We start from the raw sequence: 17,655 nt of genomic DNA on the forward strand, positions 1-17,655 counted from the left end.
GGAGCCACGGTGTCGTGACGCGCATGCTTGCCCCACTGGCGGTGGTCTGCCGTCGAGCCGCCGCGCTGAGCACCCTTGTCCTGATCGCCGGGTGTCACGTGCCCCCCGCGGCCTCGCCGGCCGTCGCGTCGGCGCTTCCCTTGAAGAAGCTGCGGCTGTACGAGACAGGCGTCGGATACTTCGAGCGCAGCGGAGACATCTCGTCGAGCAGCGATTCATTGCCTGTGCCGGCCTCGCACGTCGATGACGCCCTCAAGACGTTGATCGTGCTCTCCAGCGGAGAGGCGCGCGTGACAGGCATCGAGTTCGACAGCGTGCTGAGCGGCGGGCTGAGCCGATCGCTCGCCGCGCTGCCGGTCGAGTCGGACGCGCCCGTGACGTACCGCGAGGTGCTGGAGAGCCTGCGCGGCATCGAGGTCGAGATCAAGGCCGGCGCCGAGGCGTGGAGCGGCCAGCTCGCCGAGGTGACGGACGCCCCGCCGATACATCTCTCGCCGCGGGCCGCCTCGGTCGCCGCCGCGGGGACCGGCGGGAAGGCCCCCGCGCTCGAGGCCGGACGGCAGGAGCGCGCCGCCGTCGCGCCAGATACCCAGGAGGACCTGTACCTCACCCTGATCCAGCGTGGCGGCGCGATCCGGCGCCTGCGCGCCTCGCGCGTCGACCAGGTGCGCCCCGTCGACCCCATCGTCGCGGGCCGGCTCGGCGCCGCCGTGGGCGCGCTGTCGGGGCGCGCGGCGCAGATCCGCCGCAGCCTGCGCGTCCTCGCGGAGAGCGCGGCGCCGGTGCGCCTCGGCTACATCGCGGAGACGCCGGTGTGGCGCTCCACGTACCGGCTGCTCCTCGACGGCGGGCGCGCGAAGCTGCAGGGCTGGGCGCTCGTCCACAACGACACCGACGAGCCCTGGGCGGGCGTCAGCGTGGAGCTCGTCAACGGCCGGCCGGACTCGTTCCTGTTCCCGCTGAGCGCCCCGCGCTACGCGCGCAGAGGGCTCGCCCATCCGGACGAGAGCCTCTCGACCATCCCGCAGCTCGCGGACAGGACCCCCGACCAGATCTGGGGCGACAACGCCGACGGGTCGATCACCTCGATGGGCTTCGGCAGCGGCGAAGGCCGGCTGGGGGGCAGCCACGGCATGGGGCTCTCGGGGACGGGCAGCGGGATGACCCTCCCCGACGGGAGCACCGAGGAGAGCGAGGCGCTCAGCATCGGCAACCTCGCCGAGGTCGCGCAGGCAGTCGGTGTCGAGAACGGCGCGCTGTTCACGTACCGGCTCGCCGGGGGGCTCCACCTGCGCGCCCACGGCTCGGCGCTCGTCCCCTTCACGCAGCAGGACGTCGAGGCGCAGCGGCTCACGTGGTTCGAGGGCGAGCAGGAGCGGGGCCGCAGCGGCGCGCGCCTCGCGAACACCACCGCGCAGACGCTGCCCGCGGGGCCCGTCGCCGTCTACGAGGCGAGCGGCTTCGCGGGCGAGACGGGGCTGCCGCGCCTCAAGCCGGGCGAGCGCGCGTTCCTCCTGTTCGGCGTCGATCTCGACGTCGCGCTGCGGACCGCCGCGCGGCGCCCGGAGGACGCGACGCAGCGGCTCGTCTTCGAGGGCGGGCGCCTCACGGAGCACTTCGTCCGCAAGCACCGGCGCACGTATGCGGTCGAGAACCGCGGCGGTGAGGGGCGGCGCGTCCACGTGGCGCTCGACATCGTGAAGAACGCCAGCGCCCGGGGCTTCGACGCGGTGGACTTCGACGAGGCGAGCGGGAGGCCTCTGGGCGTCCTGCGGATCGGGCCGCGGAGCAAGCTGGAGCGCGAGGTGACGATCGACGAGGCGCTCCAGCGCTCGCACGACGTGCGCTCGCTCTCGTCGCGCGCGCTGCGGGAGAAGGCCGACGTCGCCGCGCTGACCGCCGCGGACCGCGCCGCGCTGGGCGCCGCGGCGAGGCTGTTCGAGGAGGTGGAGAAGACCGATCGGGAGAAGGCGGCCGAGAGCGCGAGCATCGGCCGCATCGAGAAGGACCTCGCGCGGCTGCGCGAGCACCTCGAGGCGCTCGGCGACAAGAGCGGATCGCCGGCCGGCGCGAACCCGCTGGTCGTCCGCATCCTCGCGCTGGAGGACGAGCTGTCCGGCGCCCGCCGCCGCCTCGAGCAGCTCGAAGCGCAGCGCGAGGCGCGCCTCGCGTCCGTGAAGGGCGAGCTCGACCGCCTCCGTTGACGAGTTCCGCGGTGAACCGATCAACCGCCGAACCGATGGCCTCACGGATCCATGGCCTGATGGCCTGATGGCGTGACGTCCTGTACCCGGACGCACACCGGACCAGCGCGCGCGCGGCACGCGCCGGTCGCTTGCATCCCGAGGAGCCTTGCAGTAGCCAGGCTTCATGGGGGGTATGCCGTCGTTCCCTCCAGACCACGTCTCCGGCCGCGCTGCGCCGGGGATCCCCTGCTCGTCGCTCCGTGCGTGGCACGGCCCCGGGCACCCCCTCGAAAGGAGCGCGTGATGGCGAAGATCACCGTGTACGAGACGTTCTCAACATCGGACATCGACGCGTTGCTCGACGCCGGCATCGCCGTCAGTCTCGCGTTCGACGCCTCCCACCCGAAGGAGGTGAAATCGGTCCACCTCGAGCTGCTCATCGACGCGAGCCACGAGGCGATCCGCGTGCTCCAGATGCGCCACAACGGCACGTACATCAAGCTGAAGGGCGCCTTGATGCACGGCGAGGGCGTCCACAAGCTCGAGTGCCACCATTTCGATCAGGACATCGTCGACGGCTCGCCGAAATCGTACGAGATCCGGCAGAACCGGGCGTTCGTGCGCCACGGCGACATCGGCACCGTCATCCAGGACATCGGTTGGTGGTGAGCGTCGGCGCTCCGCGGCGGCCGCGTGACGCTGGACAGGCCGCGCCGAGGCATCCCCTCGAATTCTGTAGCTGCCGCAGCGCGAGCCGTTCTGAACGGCGCGGTGAACGGCCCGCGCCATCACCGGTCCCACCGTACAGCCACGCGGCACACGTCGGTTGACACGGAACCCCCCTGTGCAATCCGACTCTCCTGGAAAACAACGCTGCATCTACAGTCCATCCATGCACCAGACCGGCCGCCTTCACCTGTCCACCTGCGAAGCGTCGCCGCCGGCAGCCGCTGAACGCAAGGGAGATGTAGGCGTTGGTGCGACACAGCGGCCAGCCTCCGCGTGTTTCTTGTCGTTAGACACTTGCTTGGTTTCTTCGCACACTCGTACAGTCACCGAACGTAGTAAACCTTGCGAGTAGCGTGAATCCTGCGCCGAATGCCTTACCCAGCGCCCCGGCCGAGCTCGGTCCCGGGTCCGTGTTGGGTCGTTACGAGCTGCTGCTGCCGATCGCGGCAGGCGGCATGGCGATGGTGTGGGCGGCGCGGCTGAAGGGAACGCGCGGCTTCCAGAAGATCGTCGCCGTCAAGACGATGCTGCCGCAGCTCTCCGAGGACGACCAGTTCGAGCGCATGTTCCTCCTGGAGGCGTCGCTCGCGTCCCAGATCCGCCACCCGCACGCCGTCGAGATCCTCGACCTCGGCGAGCAGGACGGCGTGCTGTTCCTGGCGATGGAGTGGATCGACGGCGTTCCGCTCAGCCAGGTGATGAAGGCCTCCAAGAGGCAGAACGGCATCCCGATCCCGATCGCCGTGCGCATCGTGGTGCAGGCCTGCGCCGGCCTGCACGCCGCGCACGAGCTCAAGGACGCGAGCGGCAAGCTCGTCGGCCTCGTGCATCGCGACATCTCCCCGCAGAACATCCTGGTCACGTACGACGGCAACGCCAAGGTGGTCGACTTCGGCGTGGCCAAGGCCACCGCGTTCAACGACAGCACGACGCGCGCCGGCCAGCTCAAGGGCAAGGTGAGCTACACGGCGCCGGAGGCGGTGCGCGGCGACGCGATCGACAGGCGCGTCGACGTGTTCGCGATGGGCATCTTGCTCTACGTGCTCACCACCGGCGCACACCCGTTCCGCAGAGAATCCGAGGGCGCGACGCTGTTCGCCATCTCGTCGCCGGACCCGGTGGTTGCGCCGCACACGTTCCTGCCCGGCTACCCGCCGTTGCTCGAGGCCGTGCTGCTGCGCGCGCTCGAGAAAGAGCGCGACCAGCGCTACGCCACGGCCAAAGACCTGCTGCGCGCGCTCGAAAAGGCGCTGCCGCCCAGCCAGCGAGCCGCCGACGAGGACGTCGCCAATTTCATCCGCGAGCTGTTCGAGGACCAGCAGCAGCAAACGCGCGCGGCCCTCACCGAGGCGCTGGAGCGCGCCGACCGCAGCCCGCCGAGCAACAACCTCGGCATCTCCGACGTGACCGGCACGGGTCACTCGACGGTGAGCGCCTTCCACACCATCGACATCCGCCGCGCGACAGCGGGCGAGGTCGGAACGAGCACGCCCGACATCGAGATCCCGCCGTTCGCGCGCTCCAGGAGCCGCGCGCTGCCCGCCGCCGTGCTCCTCGGCCTCCTCGCCGCCGGCCTGCTCGCCGTGCTGCTGCTCCAGCGCGCCGACGCACCGCCCCCGCTTCCTTCCGTCGCCACGCCCGTCGCCCCGGCGCCGGCGCTCCCCAGCGCGGAGGCGCCCGCGCCCCCCGAAACGGAGGCGCCCCCTGCGGCCGAGCCCGGCACGCCCCCGGGCGAGCCTTCTGCCTCGGCCTCGGCCTCGGCCTCGGCCAGCGCAGCGCCGGCCCCGCGCCCGGCTTCACGTCCGAGCACGGCGCCCCGCGGTCGGAGCATGCCCGCCGATCCGACCAGCGCGCCGAGCCCGACGCAACAGCCCGCGGCGCCCAGGTCGTGGAAGCACGATCCGGGGTTCTAGACTCCCTCAGAAGGCTCCCGAGAGACGCGCGCCGATCTCGGATCCGCCCGCGACGGGCACGAGCTCGAGCGAGGTCTTCTCTGGCTCTTTTGGCTTCTTCCTCTGAAGGAGCAAGATCGCTGTCGCCGTGCCGACCGCGGCGACGCCGACGCCGAGCGCCACCTGCGCGCCGTAGTGATAGAACTTGAGGTCGTCGTAGCGCGACGCCATCGAGGACGGGCACGACTTGCCGCCCGGACCGCAGGCGTCTTCCAGATCCGCGAGCGCTCCCTGGCGGAGCACGAACAACACCCCGGAGCCGATCAGGCTCGCGGCGCCGACGCCCCCGATAACGTACGGCACCACCTTGGACGGCGGCTTCTCCGCCAAGGCGCCCGCCCGGATCAGCAGCTCTTGCGGCAACGCTTCGAGCGTCACCTCGACGCGCGTCACCCCCCCCTCCTTCAGCTCCACCGTCTCTTGAAACAGCTTGTAGTTGGGCGCCTTGGCGGTGAGCGCGTGAGGCCCGGGATCGAGCGGCACCTCGACGCCGATGGACGTACCGCCGAGAGCGATGCCGTCGAGCGCCATGGCCGCAGAGCCCGCCCCTTTGCCGCGTACGATGACGAGCTTCGGGATCCTGGCGCGTAGCCGGCCGATCGACTGCTCGACCTCGGCCCGAAAATCGGACCCCACGGTGTCGGCCTCCGCGAGCGCCAGCTCGTAGCCGCCGAGCGCGGCCACGAGCCGCCCCAGGTTCTCCTCGCACACGGCGATGTGGAAGCGAACCTGCGGGGTCATCCGCACCTGGCCGACCTCGCGGAACTGCTGCAGGGCCGCGGACCAGTTGCCCGCCTGCTCGAGCTCGGTCGCCTGCTGGAACTGCGCGCGAGCTCGCTTGAGCTCGTCGGTGTCCTGGGCGAGCGCGGGCGCCTGGAGCAGCAGCAGCACCGATGCGACGCGGAGCATTCGTGGAAAATTCCTCATGCGGCGCTTACCATAATGAGCTCACCATAGTGACTTGCCTTCTCCGCCGCTGTCAACGTGGCGGCGCGGCCTCCGCGGCGCGCGACGCCGCGCCGCGTCGTCGTCGGAGGTGCGAGCATGCCGGCAGAGCTCTGCGCGCGGATCCTGACGCTGTCTCGATTTGTCGCCGCGAAATCCGCCAGAGAATGGTACTTTTGTCGTTGGATGTCGACCCCGACCCTTCTACGTTGCTTCGCGCTGCTCCGCGCGTTCTCGGCCGCCGCGCTGACGGCGGGGATCTCCGCCGTCTCGTGCAGCGTGCCGGACTTCCAGTTCGCGCCGCCCGACCTGCCGACGCACTGCATCGACGACACGCAGTCCGACGGCGAGACGGGCCTGAACTGCGGCGGCCCGTGCGAGCCGTGCCCGCTCGGCTCCGCCTGCGCCGCGAGCCGCGACTGCGCCGAGGGCGAGTGCATCGACAACATGTGCCAGGAAGCGGGCTGCATGAACGGCGCCCGCGACGGCTCGGAGTCGGACGTCGATTGCGGCGGCAGCTGCGACAAGAAGTGCGCGACCGACAAGGACTGCAACGGGGCCGGCGACTGCGAGAGCGGCGTGTGCCGAGAGGGCCTGTGCGTCGGGGCGACCTGCACCGACGGCGTGGCCAACGGCACCGAGAGCGACGTGGACTGCGGCGCCGACTGCGGGCGCTGCGAGGACGGCGAGCGCTGCCGCTCGAGCAGGGACTGCCTCAGCGACGATTGCATCGACGAGTTGTGCGGCCCCACCTGCTCGGACGGCTACGCCAACTGCGATCGTCAGGCCGGGGGTGAGTGCGAGGTGAACGTGCGCACCGACCCGGACAACTGCGGCGGCTGCGGCCTGAAGTGCGCGCTGCCGCACGCGACCGCCGAGTGCCAGGGCGGCTCCTGCAAGGTCAAGGCGTGCGAAGCGCCTTATGCCGACTGCGACGGCGATCCCGAGAACGGCTGCGAGGTGAACACCTCGACCGACGCGAGCCACTGCGGCGGGTGCGACGAGCTGTGTCCGGCCGCGAACGGCGACGCGTATTGCGAGGCGTCGGAGTGCAAGATCCAGTGCGACGAGGGTTTCACCGACTGCAACGGCGACATCGCCGACGGCTGCGAGAGGGCGACAACCCGCGACGTGCTGCACTGCGGCGGGTGCGGCATGGCGTGCGTGCCCACGGAGGGCGGCAGGCCCTGGTGCCGCGACGGCGAGTGCGGTGAGACGATTTGCCCGGCCGGCAGGGGCGACTGCAACGGCGACCCCGAGGACAGCTGCGAGGTGAATCTGGCCGCCGATCCGGAGAACTGCGGCACGTGCGGCGGCCTGTGCACTGTCGCCAACGGCACCGGCAAGTGCACGGCCACCGGCTGCGCCATCGACCGCTGCGCGCCGGGCTTCGCCGACTGCGACGGCAGCTATGACAACGGCTGCGAGACGAGCACGGACACGAGCCTCAGCCACTGCGGCGCCTGCGGCGAGACGTGCACCATCGCCGACGGCACCCCCAAGTGCGAGGGCGGCGCCTGCCAGGTGAGGACCTGCAACAGCGGCAGGGGCGACTGCGACAGCAATCCGGACAACGGCTGCGAGACGAACATCAACTCGAACCAGACCCACTGCGGCGCCTGCGCGGCCGCCGGCGGCGTCAACTGCAACACGATCTACGCGAACGCCACCGCGACCTGCCAGACCGGCGCGTGCTCCTTCGTCGGCTGCAGGGCGGACTACGGCAACTGCAACAGCTCGCTGACCGACGGCTGCGAGGCCAACATCAGGACCGACGAGGGGAACTGCGGCGCCTGCGGCACCCAGTGCAACACAATCCACACCACCAGCAATCAGTGCCTCGACGGCACCTGCAACCCGGTGTGCACGAGCGCGCAGTACGACGACTGCGGGGTACCGAGGAACGGCTGCAACATCGACCTCTGGAGCGACGAGAGCAACTGCCTCGGCTGCAACCTCGTGTGCCAGAGCGGGGCGAGCGCCCACGTCACCAGCAATCAATGCAGCTCGTCGGGCTGCAGCCCGGCGTGCAGCGGCCTGTGGCGCAACTGCGACGGCAACGGGATGAACGGCTGCGAGAAGGACACCTCCGGCGACATCAACGCCTGCGGGGCCTGCAACACCCGGTGCCTCCAGGCGAACGCGAGCGCCACCGCCTGCACGGCCGGCACCTGCGTGCCCACCTGCAACCCGGGCTGGAAGGCTTGCGGCGACCCCCGCGACGGCTGCACGACCCAGCTCGGCACCGCCAGCAACTGCGGCGACTGCGGCGACGTGTGCTCGGGGACGAGGACCATCTGCTCGAACGGCAACTGCGTCGTCACGCCGGACATCGTCGTCGTCAACTCGGGCACGATCGGCACCTTGGGCACCATCGGGATGTCGCCGCCCATCATCAACGTGAGCCACGCCCTGCAGACGCCGCGGGACCACGATCGCATGATCCTCGTCGGGATCGTCGCCTCCGAGAACTCGCTCGTGCCGGTGAGCGTCACCTACGACGGCACGCCGATGACGCTCTTCAACGCGCAGCAGGTGCCGGGCGAGAACAACGGCGCGGCGCGCATCTACTACCTCCTGGACAGCCAGCTTCCGGCCGCCACCGGCAACAAGCCCGTGGTGGTGCAGATGGCGAACTCGAACACCTGGGGCGTGTACTTCGCCAACGTGGTGGAGCTGAAGGGCGTGCACCAGTCGAACCCGTTCGCGAGCGCCACCACGACCGGCATCCACGCCAGCGCGACGGACTGCGGCGGCACGGTGTCCCGAGGGGTCAGCACCAACTTCAGCGCGACCGGCTCGTTCGTGTACACGGTGATGGCGGCGCGCAACGGCAATACAGGCGCCACGATCAGCCCCACCGCGGCGACCTCCACCATGAACCGGCGCCTGACCGATCCGACGACCATGGTCGCGCTGGCCGGCTACCTCGTGGGCAACTCCAACACGACGATCTCCTGGACGGTGGGCGGCTGCTGGAGCACCGCCGGCGTCGGCGTCGCCGTGCGGCGCGCCGCCAACTGAGCACCTCGAGCCGCCACGCTCCGCCATGAGCGCCACCATTTCGATCAGGACATCGTCGACGGCTCGCCGAGATCGTACGACATCCGGCAGAACCGCGCGTTCGTGCGGCACGGCGACGTCGGCACCGTCATCCAGGACATCGGTTGATGGTGAGCGTCGACGCTCCTCGGGGACGCGTGAACCTGGACAGGTCGCCCCCTCGGACCGTGCCTACGGAAGCGCATGCCGCTGGAGGACCTTCCAGGCGAGCTCGGGGATCATGAACGAGGCGTAGCTGCCGCAGTGCGAGCCGTTCTGAACGGTGCAGAGGACGGTCTCTGCGCCGGTGCCGCACGCTGGATACGCGTCGCACGCCGAGCGCTCGGGCAGCGCTTCCGGCGAGCCGGTGCACAGGTTGAGCTCGCCCCACGTCGCGAAGTTCGCTCGGGCACCGGCGAACGGTCCGCTCCCCTCGTACGGCACGAGCGAATCGTTGGTTCCGCGGAACTGCACGACCGTGACGGGCCTCGTCGGAGAGCAGTCCCCGCACCCGGCGCCGTCAACGCAGTCGAAGTCCACCGGCGCCACGCCGGCGATGACGTCGGCTGCCTCGCAGGCCAGCTTGTACGACATGCCGCCGCCGTTCGAGCAGCCCGAGGCGTAGATGCGCTTCGGGTCGATGCACGCCTCGCTCTCCAGCGTCGTGATGATGGCCCTGACGAAGGCGACATCGTCGGCGCCGTCACCGCAGCAGAGCCCAGCGTTCCACGCGTTCTCGACGCCCTTAGGGTAGACGGCGAGAAAGCCCTCGGCGTCGGCGACGTCATCCCAGCGGGAGAGGTTCTTCTGCTGGTTGCTGTTGCCGCTGAGCCCGTGAAAATCGAACACGATCGGGGCGCGGGTCACGCCATCGTAGCTCGGCGGGGCGTGAACGAGGAATGAGCGTTCCATCCCATCCACCGTGATCCTCATCGTCGTGTCGCCGGGTGCCAGCGTCGCGGCGGTGGGGCACGGCTCGCTGCTGCCCCCGCCCGACCCGCCGGTACCACCGCTTCCTCCCGTCGCCCCCGTACCGCCGCTCCCGGTCGGATCTCCGCTGCTCGCGGCGTCGCCCGCGCCGCTCCCGCCACGCCCGCCCCCGACTCCCGCGCCGCCAGTGCCCATGCCGCCGGCGCCCTGGCCGCTCGTGGCGGCGGCTGCTCCACCGTTCCCTGCGCCGTCGCTGCCCGGCGACGTCGAGCACGCAGCAAGCCAGGACGGGACGACACCGATCACCAGCGCTCCGAGCACTCGGTGGGGTGCCCGAATCCGCGGACACATCGTTGCTTTTCAGGACAGTGCACAGATGCCACCGGATCGCGCCGACCGGCGCAGATAACCGTGATCGGATCGAAAGAATGATGACCGGGAATCTTGGACCCATAACCTGATGAACGGCGCGAGCTCGCAGGCGCACCCCTGATTGCTCATCTATCTCGAGTAAGACCTGTGAATCGCTCGGCCCAGACATGGAGAATCTTATGCGTATGCATCGCTTGCTCGGGCACGTCTCCCTCTCGTTCGCTTGCGGCCTGCTCGCATGCTCGATGGAGTCGGGTGATCTGGAGGACAGCGCCTCCATCGAGTCCGGGGTGACCAGCCCCGACGGCGTGATCGACGCGACGATCGCGCTTCAGTCGCAGTGGGGCAGCGGGTACTGCGCGAGCGTGACCGTCAGGAACCTGAGCGACACCTCGGCCACGACGTCCTGGGGCATGGTCGTCGATCTCGGGGGGACGACGGTGACCAGCCTGTGGAACGCGCGCTCCACGCCATCGGGCGGGCGGCTGAACATCACCAACGAGAGCTACAACGGGGCGATCCCGAAGAAGGGGACGCTGACATGGGGGTTCTGCGCGAACGGCACCGGGCGGCCCACCATCGTGTCGGCCAGCAGCACGGGAGGCACGACCACTTCCTCCTCGAGCAGCAGCTCGAGCTCGTCCTCTGGCTCCTCCAGCTCCTCGACGAGCAGCGGCGCAGGCGGCAGCGGCGGCGCAGGCGGCAGCGGCGGCGCGGGCGGCTCGGGCGGCGGGCCCCCGCGCTCGATGGGCTTCATCGGCTGCTCGATGGCGGAGAACACCGCGCAGGGGTACCAGGCCGTCGGTGGAGAGCGGATGTGGCCCCCCTATGGGACCAACGGCGATGTCGTCCAGAGCTGGACGAGCACCAGCTCGGCCTCCTGGAGGAAGTTCGATCAGCAGGCGGCCAGATACGGCAAGCCGACTGCAGTCTGGGTTCAGATCTGCATTTTCTCATTCGATGGAGCGACGTACGACGAGGTCAAGAAGCTCATCGCCAACGCGCGCGAGCACGCGGCGCCCGGGGCGACCATCTACATCACGGGTCAGCCGCAATACCAATCCGGATGGACCTGCGACCTCGCGGGCCGAGGCGGCCCGGAGCTCACCGACGAGCTTGCCCGGCGGGCGGCCGCCGATCGGACGCTGAACGTGATCTATCCAGGCAGCTTCGGTCCGCTCGGGTCGGGCACCACCGCCGATAGCTGCCACGCGAACGGCGCGGGCCAGCAGATCCTCGGCAATCAAGCCGCCGAGTTCTTCGGCGACTAGCTTCGCGCGTCAGGAATCCCGCCAGGGATTTCTGCGACAGGGAGAAGGGGCCGGAAGATAGCTCGGCATTTCCAACACTTTCCGTCTGTCTTTCCGCCGAGCGGGGCTCGGCCGTGGCCCAACGCGGCGGTCGCGGCGGTCGCGGCGGTCGCGGTGGAGCGCGCCGATCTCCCGCTGTTCTGCGCGGCGGTCTGCGGCGTCGGTCTGCAAGGCGCGTTCGTGCAGCAGTATCGCTTCGCGATCCTCGAGGGGCAGCCGAGCAGCAAGGGCGCCGGGCCTGCTGACCATGATCCAGCTCGCCAGCGCCGCTGGCATCGTCCCCGGCATCTCGCGCTTCGGCCTGCTGGAGGGGCGGACGTCCAGGTACATGCCCGCTGCCCTGCTGATGCTCGCGGCGCTCCAGCTCATGGCGGCGCTCTCGTTCGCGGCGTACGGGCCGCAGGAGGCGCGCGCCGCCGAGGCCTCCGCCGCGCCGGACGCGCGCGCCCGCGCGCTGTACTGGCCCATGGTGGCCATGGGCGCGGGCGCCTTCCTGGTGATGAGCCTCCTCATGGTGCCGACGCCGCTCCAGATGTGCGGCGTCGAGCAGCGCTCGGTCCAGCAGGCGAGCTGGGTGATCCAGGTGCACCTCCTGAGCATGTACCTGCCCTCGCTCTCGGTCGGCGCCCTCCTGAAGCGGATGTCGATCGCGCGGCTGCAGGGCGTGGGGCTGCTGTTCCTGCTCGTGGGGTTTCTGGTCAGCTGGGTTCCGGGGTTCGAGGGGGCACCTGGTCGGCTGGCGCTGGTCGGGGTCGTGTGGTGTTACGTGTTCGTGACCGCGACGACCCTTGTCGCGCGCAGCCGCCCGGGCTCCGAGCGCTTTCGCGCGCAGGGCGTCGCGCGTCGCCTCCGGGGTGCTGTATGCTCGGCCGAGATCAGGCTCGGATCGGTACGGGAGCAGCGGAGCGCATGGAGTCCTCGGAGAGAAAGCCGGCAAGTCCAGAAGATTCGGTTCGCCAGATGCTCGTCGAGTTCGCGCGCGCCTTCGAGCGAGGCGACGTGGACGCGTTATGCGACATGTTCGTACGTGACGATGCCCTGATCTTCTACGGCACACACGACAAGCTGCACTTCACGCGCTGGGCCGAGATCGAGGCCTCGTTCCGGCGGCAGAGCGAGATCCTGAAGGACCTCGTGTGCAGGATCACCGGCGATGTCCAGGTGCGTCTGCTGGCCGGGGGAGCGGCCGCGTGCGCCGGGACGGCCGGCTTCGGTATCCACGCCACCATGGGCGGCGTGCGCTTCGACCTGCCCGCGCTCCGACTGACCTGCACGGTGGAGCGCCACGGGGATCACTGGCGGTTCGTGCAGCTCCACCTCTCCGTGTCGGACAGGCCGTTCCTCGACAGCGTGGGCCACGTGCTCGAGAGCGCCTGAGAGCGCCTGAACGCCGCGCCGCCACACCACGCCGGTGCGGCGGCGCGGCCCGCGCCTCACGTGGGGACGTCGCTCGACTCCGCCAGATCCCGGAGCGCCCTCTCGCTCCGGCGCAGCGCCTCCTCGGTCCGCTGGACCTTCAGCGCCTCCTGCTCCAGCTCGCCGCGGAGCACGGTGTTCTGCAGCGACAGCGCGGCCAGGAACTCGAGGAGCGGCAGCCGGCGCAGGATGAACGCGCCGTGGACCAGCCGGTTCTCCAGGTAGAGGAGGCCGCCCACCTCGCCGGGGTTCTTCATGAGCGGCATGCACAGCACCGACTTCGGCCGCTCGCGCACGAGGTACTCGTCCCCGGCGAAGGCGCCGCTCGCCCCGACGTCGCTGAGCACCACCCGCTCCCGCGTCCGCTCGACATAGTTGACGATCGACGCCGGGACGCGGGTCGCGAGCGGCGCCGTGCTCCGCTCGTACACGCGGATGCTGATGCCGTCGCGGTCCACCACGGCCTCGGCGGCGAGCCGCAGGCCGTCCCCGGTGAGCAGGAGACAGCACCGCTCCGCCCCCTCGTGCTCGACGACGAGCCGCATGAGCGACTCCATCATCTCCTTCGGCGTCATGTCGCTCGAGAGCGACCGCGAGACCTTCACCGCGGTCTGCGCGTCGATGGCCTCCGCCGCCATCGTCATGACGCCGCTGCTCGTCGCGCGGCGCTGCTCCTGGTTCAGGACGAGCGCATGCCGCTGCTCGAGCTGCCTCACCTTCTCGCTCGCGCCCCAGCGCGAGTACGACGCCACCGCCTCCCGCAGGTAGAGCCCCGGCAGGCCGCTGTAGCCGCGATCCAGGTAGAACCGGGCGGCGAGCTCGCTCGCGAGCGCCTCCTGGTGGATGAACCGGGACTCGCGGAAGGCCACGATCGCCTTATCGTAGAGCGCCGCGGCCTCGTCGTGCCTGCCGTCGACGCGCGCGCGCTCCGCCGCTACGAGCGCGTGTTTGCCGGCGAAGTTGTCGGGGCAACTCTCGGCCCAGACGCGCAGCTGCTCCTCGTGGCCGGCGAGCGACCGCCGGAGCCCGGCCTGCTCCTCGGCCGGGGCCCCGGAGAAGCGGGCCGCCCGGGCGAGGGCGCCGAAGTAGTGGTACTCGGCCGAGAACAACATCCCGTTGCCCCCCGAGATGTTGCGCTCCGCCTTCTCCGCGGCCAGGGCCGCCTCGTCGGGGTTGGAGGCCAGGAGGTGCTGCGCGGTCTTCATCACGTAATGGACGAGCCGCACGCTCGGGAAGCTCTCCTTCTCGAGGCGGTCCTCGAACGCCTGCTCGTCGAAGTCGTCCGCGCTCATCGTATCGAGGTGGCGCGTGGCGCCCCTCATCGCCTGGAGCAGGCGCAGCATGCTCGTCACGGCGTCCGCGGCGAACGTGATCTTCGCCTTCGTCGCGTAGTCGAGCGCGCTCACCGCGCCCTTGTACGCCTCCTCGATCGGGTCGCCCCGCACGATCAAGTTCAGGGTGAGCTGGATGTTGCTGAAGCTCCCCCACGTCAGGTTCCCGACCTCGTTCGCGGCCTGGATGCTCACGCGCTGGCAGGCGATCCCGGTGTCGATGTGGCGCGTCCAGACCGAGATCAGACAGCCATAGAGGTTGGCCACCTCGGGCTTGTAGACGAGCGCGTTCATCTTCTCGGTCAGCTCGTAGCCCACCCTGCCGATCCGGTCGCCGTCCTGGTACGCGCCGAGCTTCTGGCAGAGCGCCTTGCCGAGGCACGTGTACCCGATGCCGGTCGGCTCCGCGTTGCCGTGGAGCAGGCTGAGCCGGACCATCTGGCAGACCAGGAGGTCGTTGAGGTTCGGATCGGTGTAGAAGGTCGAGGCGTACATCACGGCCATCACGCCCATCGCCGCGAGCATCGGCGGCGCCGTCATCCTCGGCTGGCCGAGGATCTCGTCGGCCGTGCGATCGCGGAGCGCGTCGCGCAGCGCCGTGATCTCCGCGACAACCTCCTCGTCGGCCGGCTGCCTCCCGAGCTTGATGCCGAGCAGCGCGAGGCACTCCAGCCCGACGCCGATGCACGCGTCGTGCTCGGACCGGGCCATGTGGTTCTGCATCAGGACGCGGTAGGCCGACGCCTTGTCGAGCTGCGTGCGCGCGCGCTCGAGGAGCACCGAGCAGAGGTCGATGGACCGATCGAACTCCCCGTTCACGCACGCGCTCTCGGCGAGATCGAGGTGCATCGCGAAGGCGAGCAGATCGTCGGCTCCCGCCCAGTCGTCCTCCCCGATCAGCGCGCAGCCCGCGGCGAAGTAGGCCACCGCGGAGCCGTAGGCCCCGGAGGCCCTCGCCTTCCTGCCGGCGCGGAGGTTCAGCTCGGCCGTCCTGCGCCGCTCGCCCGGATCGGTGATGAAGGAGGCGCCGATGTTCAGCTGGTTCGTGATCTCGAACAGCCGGTCCTCCAGCGCCTCCTCCGGCGTCTGGACGAGCAGCAGGCGCCCGATGCGCAGGTGCGTCGAGGCGTGGTTGCCCTCGCGGATGAGCAGGTACGCGGCCTGCTGCACGCGGTCGTGGAGGAACTTGTACGTGCTGCCTCGGCGCGCCACGAGCCCCTCGCGGATGGCCGGGGAGATGGCGGCGTGCGTCGTCTCGGTCGACTCGCCGTACATGGCCGAGAGGACCTCGGCGTCGAAGCGGGCGCCGAGGCACGCGGCGAGGGAGAGGACCCGCTGCGTCTCGCCGTCCAGCCGCCTGAGGCGGCCCAGCACCAGGTCGACGACGTTGTCGGTCAGGTTCTGCGCGGCGATGGCCTCGATGTTCCAGCACCAGACGGCGCTCACGGGATCGACCCAGACCAGCTTCTGGCGATAGAGCTCCGTCAGGAACTGGCCCACGAAGAACGGGTTGCCGCCCGTCCTCTGGACGAGGAGCCTGGTGAGCTGAGCCCCCAGCTCGTCCTCGCAGCGGAAGGTGTCCATGACGAGCTCGAGGACGTTCTCGTGCGGGAGCGGGTCGAGGCTGAGCGTCGAGACGCGCGCGCCCGTGGCGTGGATCTGCCGGAGCACCTCCATGAGCGGGTGCGACGGGGTCACCTCGTTGTCGCGGTACGCCCCGATCACGAGCAGGTGCCGCTTCTCGGGCGCCGCGACGACGTCGCGGATGAGCCTCAGGCTGGCGGGATCTGCCCACTGCAGGTCGTCCACGAACAGCACGAGCGGGTGCCGCTTGCGCGCGACCACGCCGAGGAACGCATGGAACACGCGGACGAAGCGGCTGCGCGCCTCGTTCGGCGCGAGCGGCGGCACCGGCGGCTGCTCGCCGAGGATCAGCGAGAGCTGCGGGATGATGTCGATGATGACCCGCCCCTCCTCGCCGAGCGCGTCGCTCAACCGGTGCTTCCACCCCGCGAGCGACTGCGGGCTCTCCGTCAGGATCTGCCGGACGAGCTCCCCGAACGCCTGGGCGATCGTGCGGTAGGGGATGTCGCGCTGGAGCTGATCGAACTTCCCGGAGATGAACGCCCCGCGCTCGCGGACGATGGGCGCCTGCACCTCCTTCACGAGCGAGGTCTTCCCGACGCCCGAGTACCCGGCGACGAGCACGAGCTCGGCCGTGCCCGTGGCGACCACACGCTCGAACGCCTCGAGCAGGATCGCGCGCTCGCGCCTCCTGCCGTAGATCTTCGTCGGGAGCTGCAGCCGGTCCGGGATGTCGGCCGTCCCGAGCGGGAACGAGTCGATCATCCTGAGCTCCTCCAGCTCGGTCTGGCACATGAGGAGATCCGACCAGAGCCCGCGGGCGGTCTGATAACGCTCCTCCGGAGACTTCGCGAGGAGCTTCATCACGATCTCGGAGACGATCCGGGGCGCGTCATGCACCAGCTCCGCGAGCGGCACAGGGGCCCTCGCGATGTGGGCGTGCGCCCACGCGGGCGCGTCCTCGGCGTCGAGCGGCAGCTTGCCGGAGAGCAGCTCGTACAGCGTGACGCCGAGCGAGTACAGATCGGCGCGCTCGTCGATCGGCCAGTCGACGCGGCCCGTCCGCTCCGGCGCGATGTAGGGCAGCGACTCCGGGTTGATCTTCGTCTCGTCGGAGAGGCCGAGATCGCCGCGCACCACGGCCAGCCCACCGTCGAGCGACACCTCCCCGCTCTCCGGGTGCACGGAGAGGTTCGCCGGGCGGATGTCCAGGTGAAGGGTGCCTGACTTATGAAGTTTCGACAGCGCAGATGCGATCTGCACCGCGTGCGTGAGGAACCGGCGAAGATCCATGAGAGCCCTGGTGATCGTCGATAGGACGATCCTGAGTGTACGGTACTCGAAGCAGGATCCCTGTCAACGTTTCCTCCGGCCTCGCCGGCGAGGCGCCGGCCGCCGGAGCGCTTCGACGCGGTCGACGCGGTCGGCGCGGACGTCGATCACGACGCGTCAGGGATCCTCGTCGTGTGGTGCACGAGGGCTTTCCATTCACCGCCCTTGAGCTCCCAGACCGCGGTGAAGGCGATGGTGTTATCGAGCTTGACGCCGCCCTTGAGCTCGGCGCGCGAGCGGTAGACGCCGCTCACGATAGCGACGTCCCCGCCGACGATACGCACGTCGCACTGCCGGAGCTCCTGCGTGTACGTCAACATGCTGTCGACGAGCTTCAGGTACTCGTCCTTGCCGCGCTGCACTCCGTTGTAATCGACGTACCGCCAGCCTTCGGCCAGGTGGCGATCGAGGAAGCCGTAGTCCTTGACGGCCCCCACCGCCTTCGTCCACGCCTTGAGGAGCGCGACGTGCTCCTCTCTCGCCTGCTCCGCGGTGATCTTCGACATTCTCCACCTCCGCCGCGCGC

General features: G+C 70.1%; 11 protein-coding genes. 7 read left to right on the forward strand and 4 right to left on the reverse strand.

Going from position 1 to position 17,655, the window contains the following annotated elements:
* The first annotated feature begins 41 nt into the window (after nucleotides 1-41).
* From WMF42_RS36885 to WMF42_RS36895, 3 genes are all read left to right on the forward strand, one after another.
* On the forward strand, nucleotides 42-2,204 hold the full coding sequence (locus WMF42_RS36885; protein WP_437687787.1) for a hypothetical protein: 2,163 nt from the start codon (nucleotides 42-44) through the stop codon (nucleotides 2,202-2,204).
* 285 nt (nucleotides 2,205-2,489) lie between these two features.
* Complete coding sequence (locus WMF42_RS36890; RefSeq protein WP_061609772.1) at nucleotides 2,490-2,855, forward strand: hypothetical protein; 366 nt, start codon at nucleotides 2,490-2,492, stop codon at nucleotides 2,853-2,855.
* A gap of 473 nt (nucleotides 2,856-3,328) precedes the next feature.
* Nucleotides 3,329-4,828, forward strand: coding sequence for a serine/threonine-protein kinase (locus WMF42_RS36895; protein ID WP_437687789.1), 1,500 nt, complete (start codon nucleotides 3,329-3,331; stop codon nucleotides 4,826-4,828).
* Between the two features lie 6 nt (nucleotides 4,829-4,834).
* On the opposite strand, the gene WMF42_RS36900 is transcribed toward WMF42_RS36895, so the two are convergent.
* Entirely contained in the window at nucleotides 4,835-5,776 is a 942-nt protein-coding gene (locus WMF42_RS36900) for a PEGA domain-containing protein (RefSeq protein WP_437687791.1), read from the reverse strand.
* A gap of 222 nt (nucleotides 5,777-5,998) precedes the next feature.
* Between WMF42_RS36900 and WMF42_RS36905 the strand changes: the two genes are divergently transcribed.
* Complete coding sequence (locus tag WMF42_RS36905; RefSeq protein WP_437687793.1) at nucleotides 5,999-8,836, forward strand: hypothetical protein; 2,838 nt, start codon at nucleotides 5,999-6,001, stop codon at nucleotides 8,834-8,836.
* Nucleotides 8,837-9,046: 210 nt separating this feature from the next.
* Here WMF42_RS36905 and WMF42_RS36910 read toward each other — a convergent pair whose 3' ends face one another.
* A complete protein-coding gene (locus tag WMF42_RS36910) occupies nucleotides 9,047-10,090 on the reverse strand; it encodes an alpha/beta hydrolase family esterase (protein WP_437687795.1) in 1,044 nt (347 codons plus the stop codon).
* 245 nt (nucleotides 10,091-10,335) lie between these two features.
* Between WMF42_RS36910 and WMF42_RS36915 the strand changes: the two genes are divergently transcribed.
* From WMF42_RS36915 to WMF42_RS36925, 3 genes are all read left to right on the forward strand, one after another.
* Nucleotides 10,336-11,427: a cellulose binding domain-containing protein gene (locus tag WMF42_RS36915; RefSeq protein WP_437687797.1), complete on the forward strand. Its 1,092-nt coding sequence runs from the start codon at nucleotides 10,336-10,338 to the stop codon at nucleotides 11,425-11,427.
* 286 nt (nucleotides 11,428-11,713) lie between these two features.
* Nucleotides 11,714-12,508: a hypothetical protein gene (locus tag WMF42_RS36920; RefSeq protein ID WP_437687799.1), complete on the forward strand. Its 795-nt coding sequence runs from the start codon at nucleotides 11,714-11,716 to the stop codon at nucleotides 12,506-12,508.
* Complete coding sequence (locus tag WMF42_RS36925; protein ID WP_061614382.1) at nucleotides 12,427-12,843, forward strand: nuclear transport factor 2 family protein; 417 nt, start codon at nucleotides 12,427-12,429, stop codon at nucleotides 12,841-12,843. The genes WMF42_RS36920 and WMF42_RS36925 overlap by 82 nt, the downstream gene beginning before the upstream one ends.
* A gap of 56 nt (nucleotides 12,844-12,899) precedes the next feature.
* Here WMF42_RS36925 and WMF42_RS36930 read toward each other — a convergent pair whose 3' ends face one another.
* Nucleotides 12,900-17,090 carry an ATP-binding protein gene (locus tag WMF42_RS36930; RefSeq protein WP_437687801.1) on the reverse strand — a complete coding sequence of 1,397 codons (4,191 nt, stop codon included), beginning with the start codon at nucleotides 17,088-17,090 and terminating at the stop codon, nucleotides 12,900-12,902.
* Between the two features lie 146 nt (nucleotides 17,091-17,236).
* On the reverse strand, nucleotides 17,237-17,635 hold the full coding sequence (locus WMF42_RS36935) for a YybH family protein (RefSeq protein ID WP_148313982.1): 399 nt from the start codon (nucleotides 17,633-17,635) through the stop codon (nucleotides 17,237-17,239).
* Nucleotides 17,636-17,655: the final 20 nt, after the last annotated feature.

It is taken from the genome of Sorangium sp. So ce176 (assembly GCF_051519835.1).
GTDB lineage: Bacteria > Myxococcota_A > Polyangia > Polyangiales > Polyangiaceae > Sorangium > Sorangium cellulosum_G.

Excerpts from the sequence above, each read along its gene's own strand:
- WMF42_RS36920 (WP_437687799.1), top strand. The coding sequence starts at position 11,714 with ATGATCCAGCTCGCCAGCGCCGCTGGCATCGTCCCCGGCATCTCGCGC.
- WMF42_RS36905 (WP_437687793.1), top strand. The coding sequence starts at position 5,999 with ATGTCGACCCCGACCCTTCTACGTTGCTTCGCGCTGCTCCGCGCGTTC.
- WMF42_RS36930 (WP_437687801.1), bottom strand. The coding sequence starts at position 17,090 with ATGGATCTTCGCCGGTTCCTCACGCACGCGGTGCAGATCGCATCTGCG.
- WMF42_RS36935 (WP_148313982.1), bottom strand. The coding sequence starts at position 17,635 with ATGTCGAAGATCACCGCGGAGCAGGCGAGAGAGGAGCACGTCGCGCTC.
- WMF42_RS36890 (WP_061609772.1), top strand. The coding sequence starts at position 2,490 with ATGGCGAAGATCACCGTGTACGAGACGTTCTCAACATCGGACATCGAC.
- WMF42_RS36900 (WP_437687791.1), bottom strand. The coding sequence starts at position 5,776 with ATGCTCCGCGTCGCATCGGTGCTGCTGCTGCTCCAGGCGCCCGCGCTC.
- WMF42_RS36915 (WP_437687797.1), top strand. The coding sequence starts at position 10,336 with ATGCGTATGCATCGCTTGCTCGGGCACGTCTCCCTCTCGTTCGCTTGC.
- WMF42_RS36925 (WP_061614382.1), top strand. The coding sequence starts at position 12,427 with ATGCTCGTCGAGTTCGCGCGCGCCTTCGAGCGAGGCGACGTGGACGCG.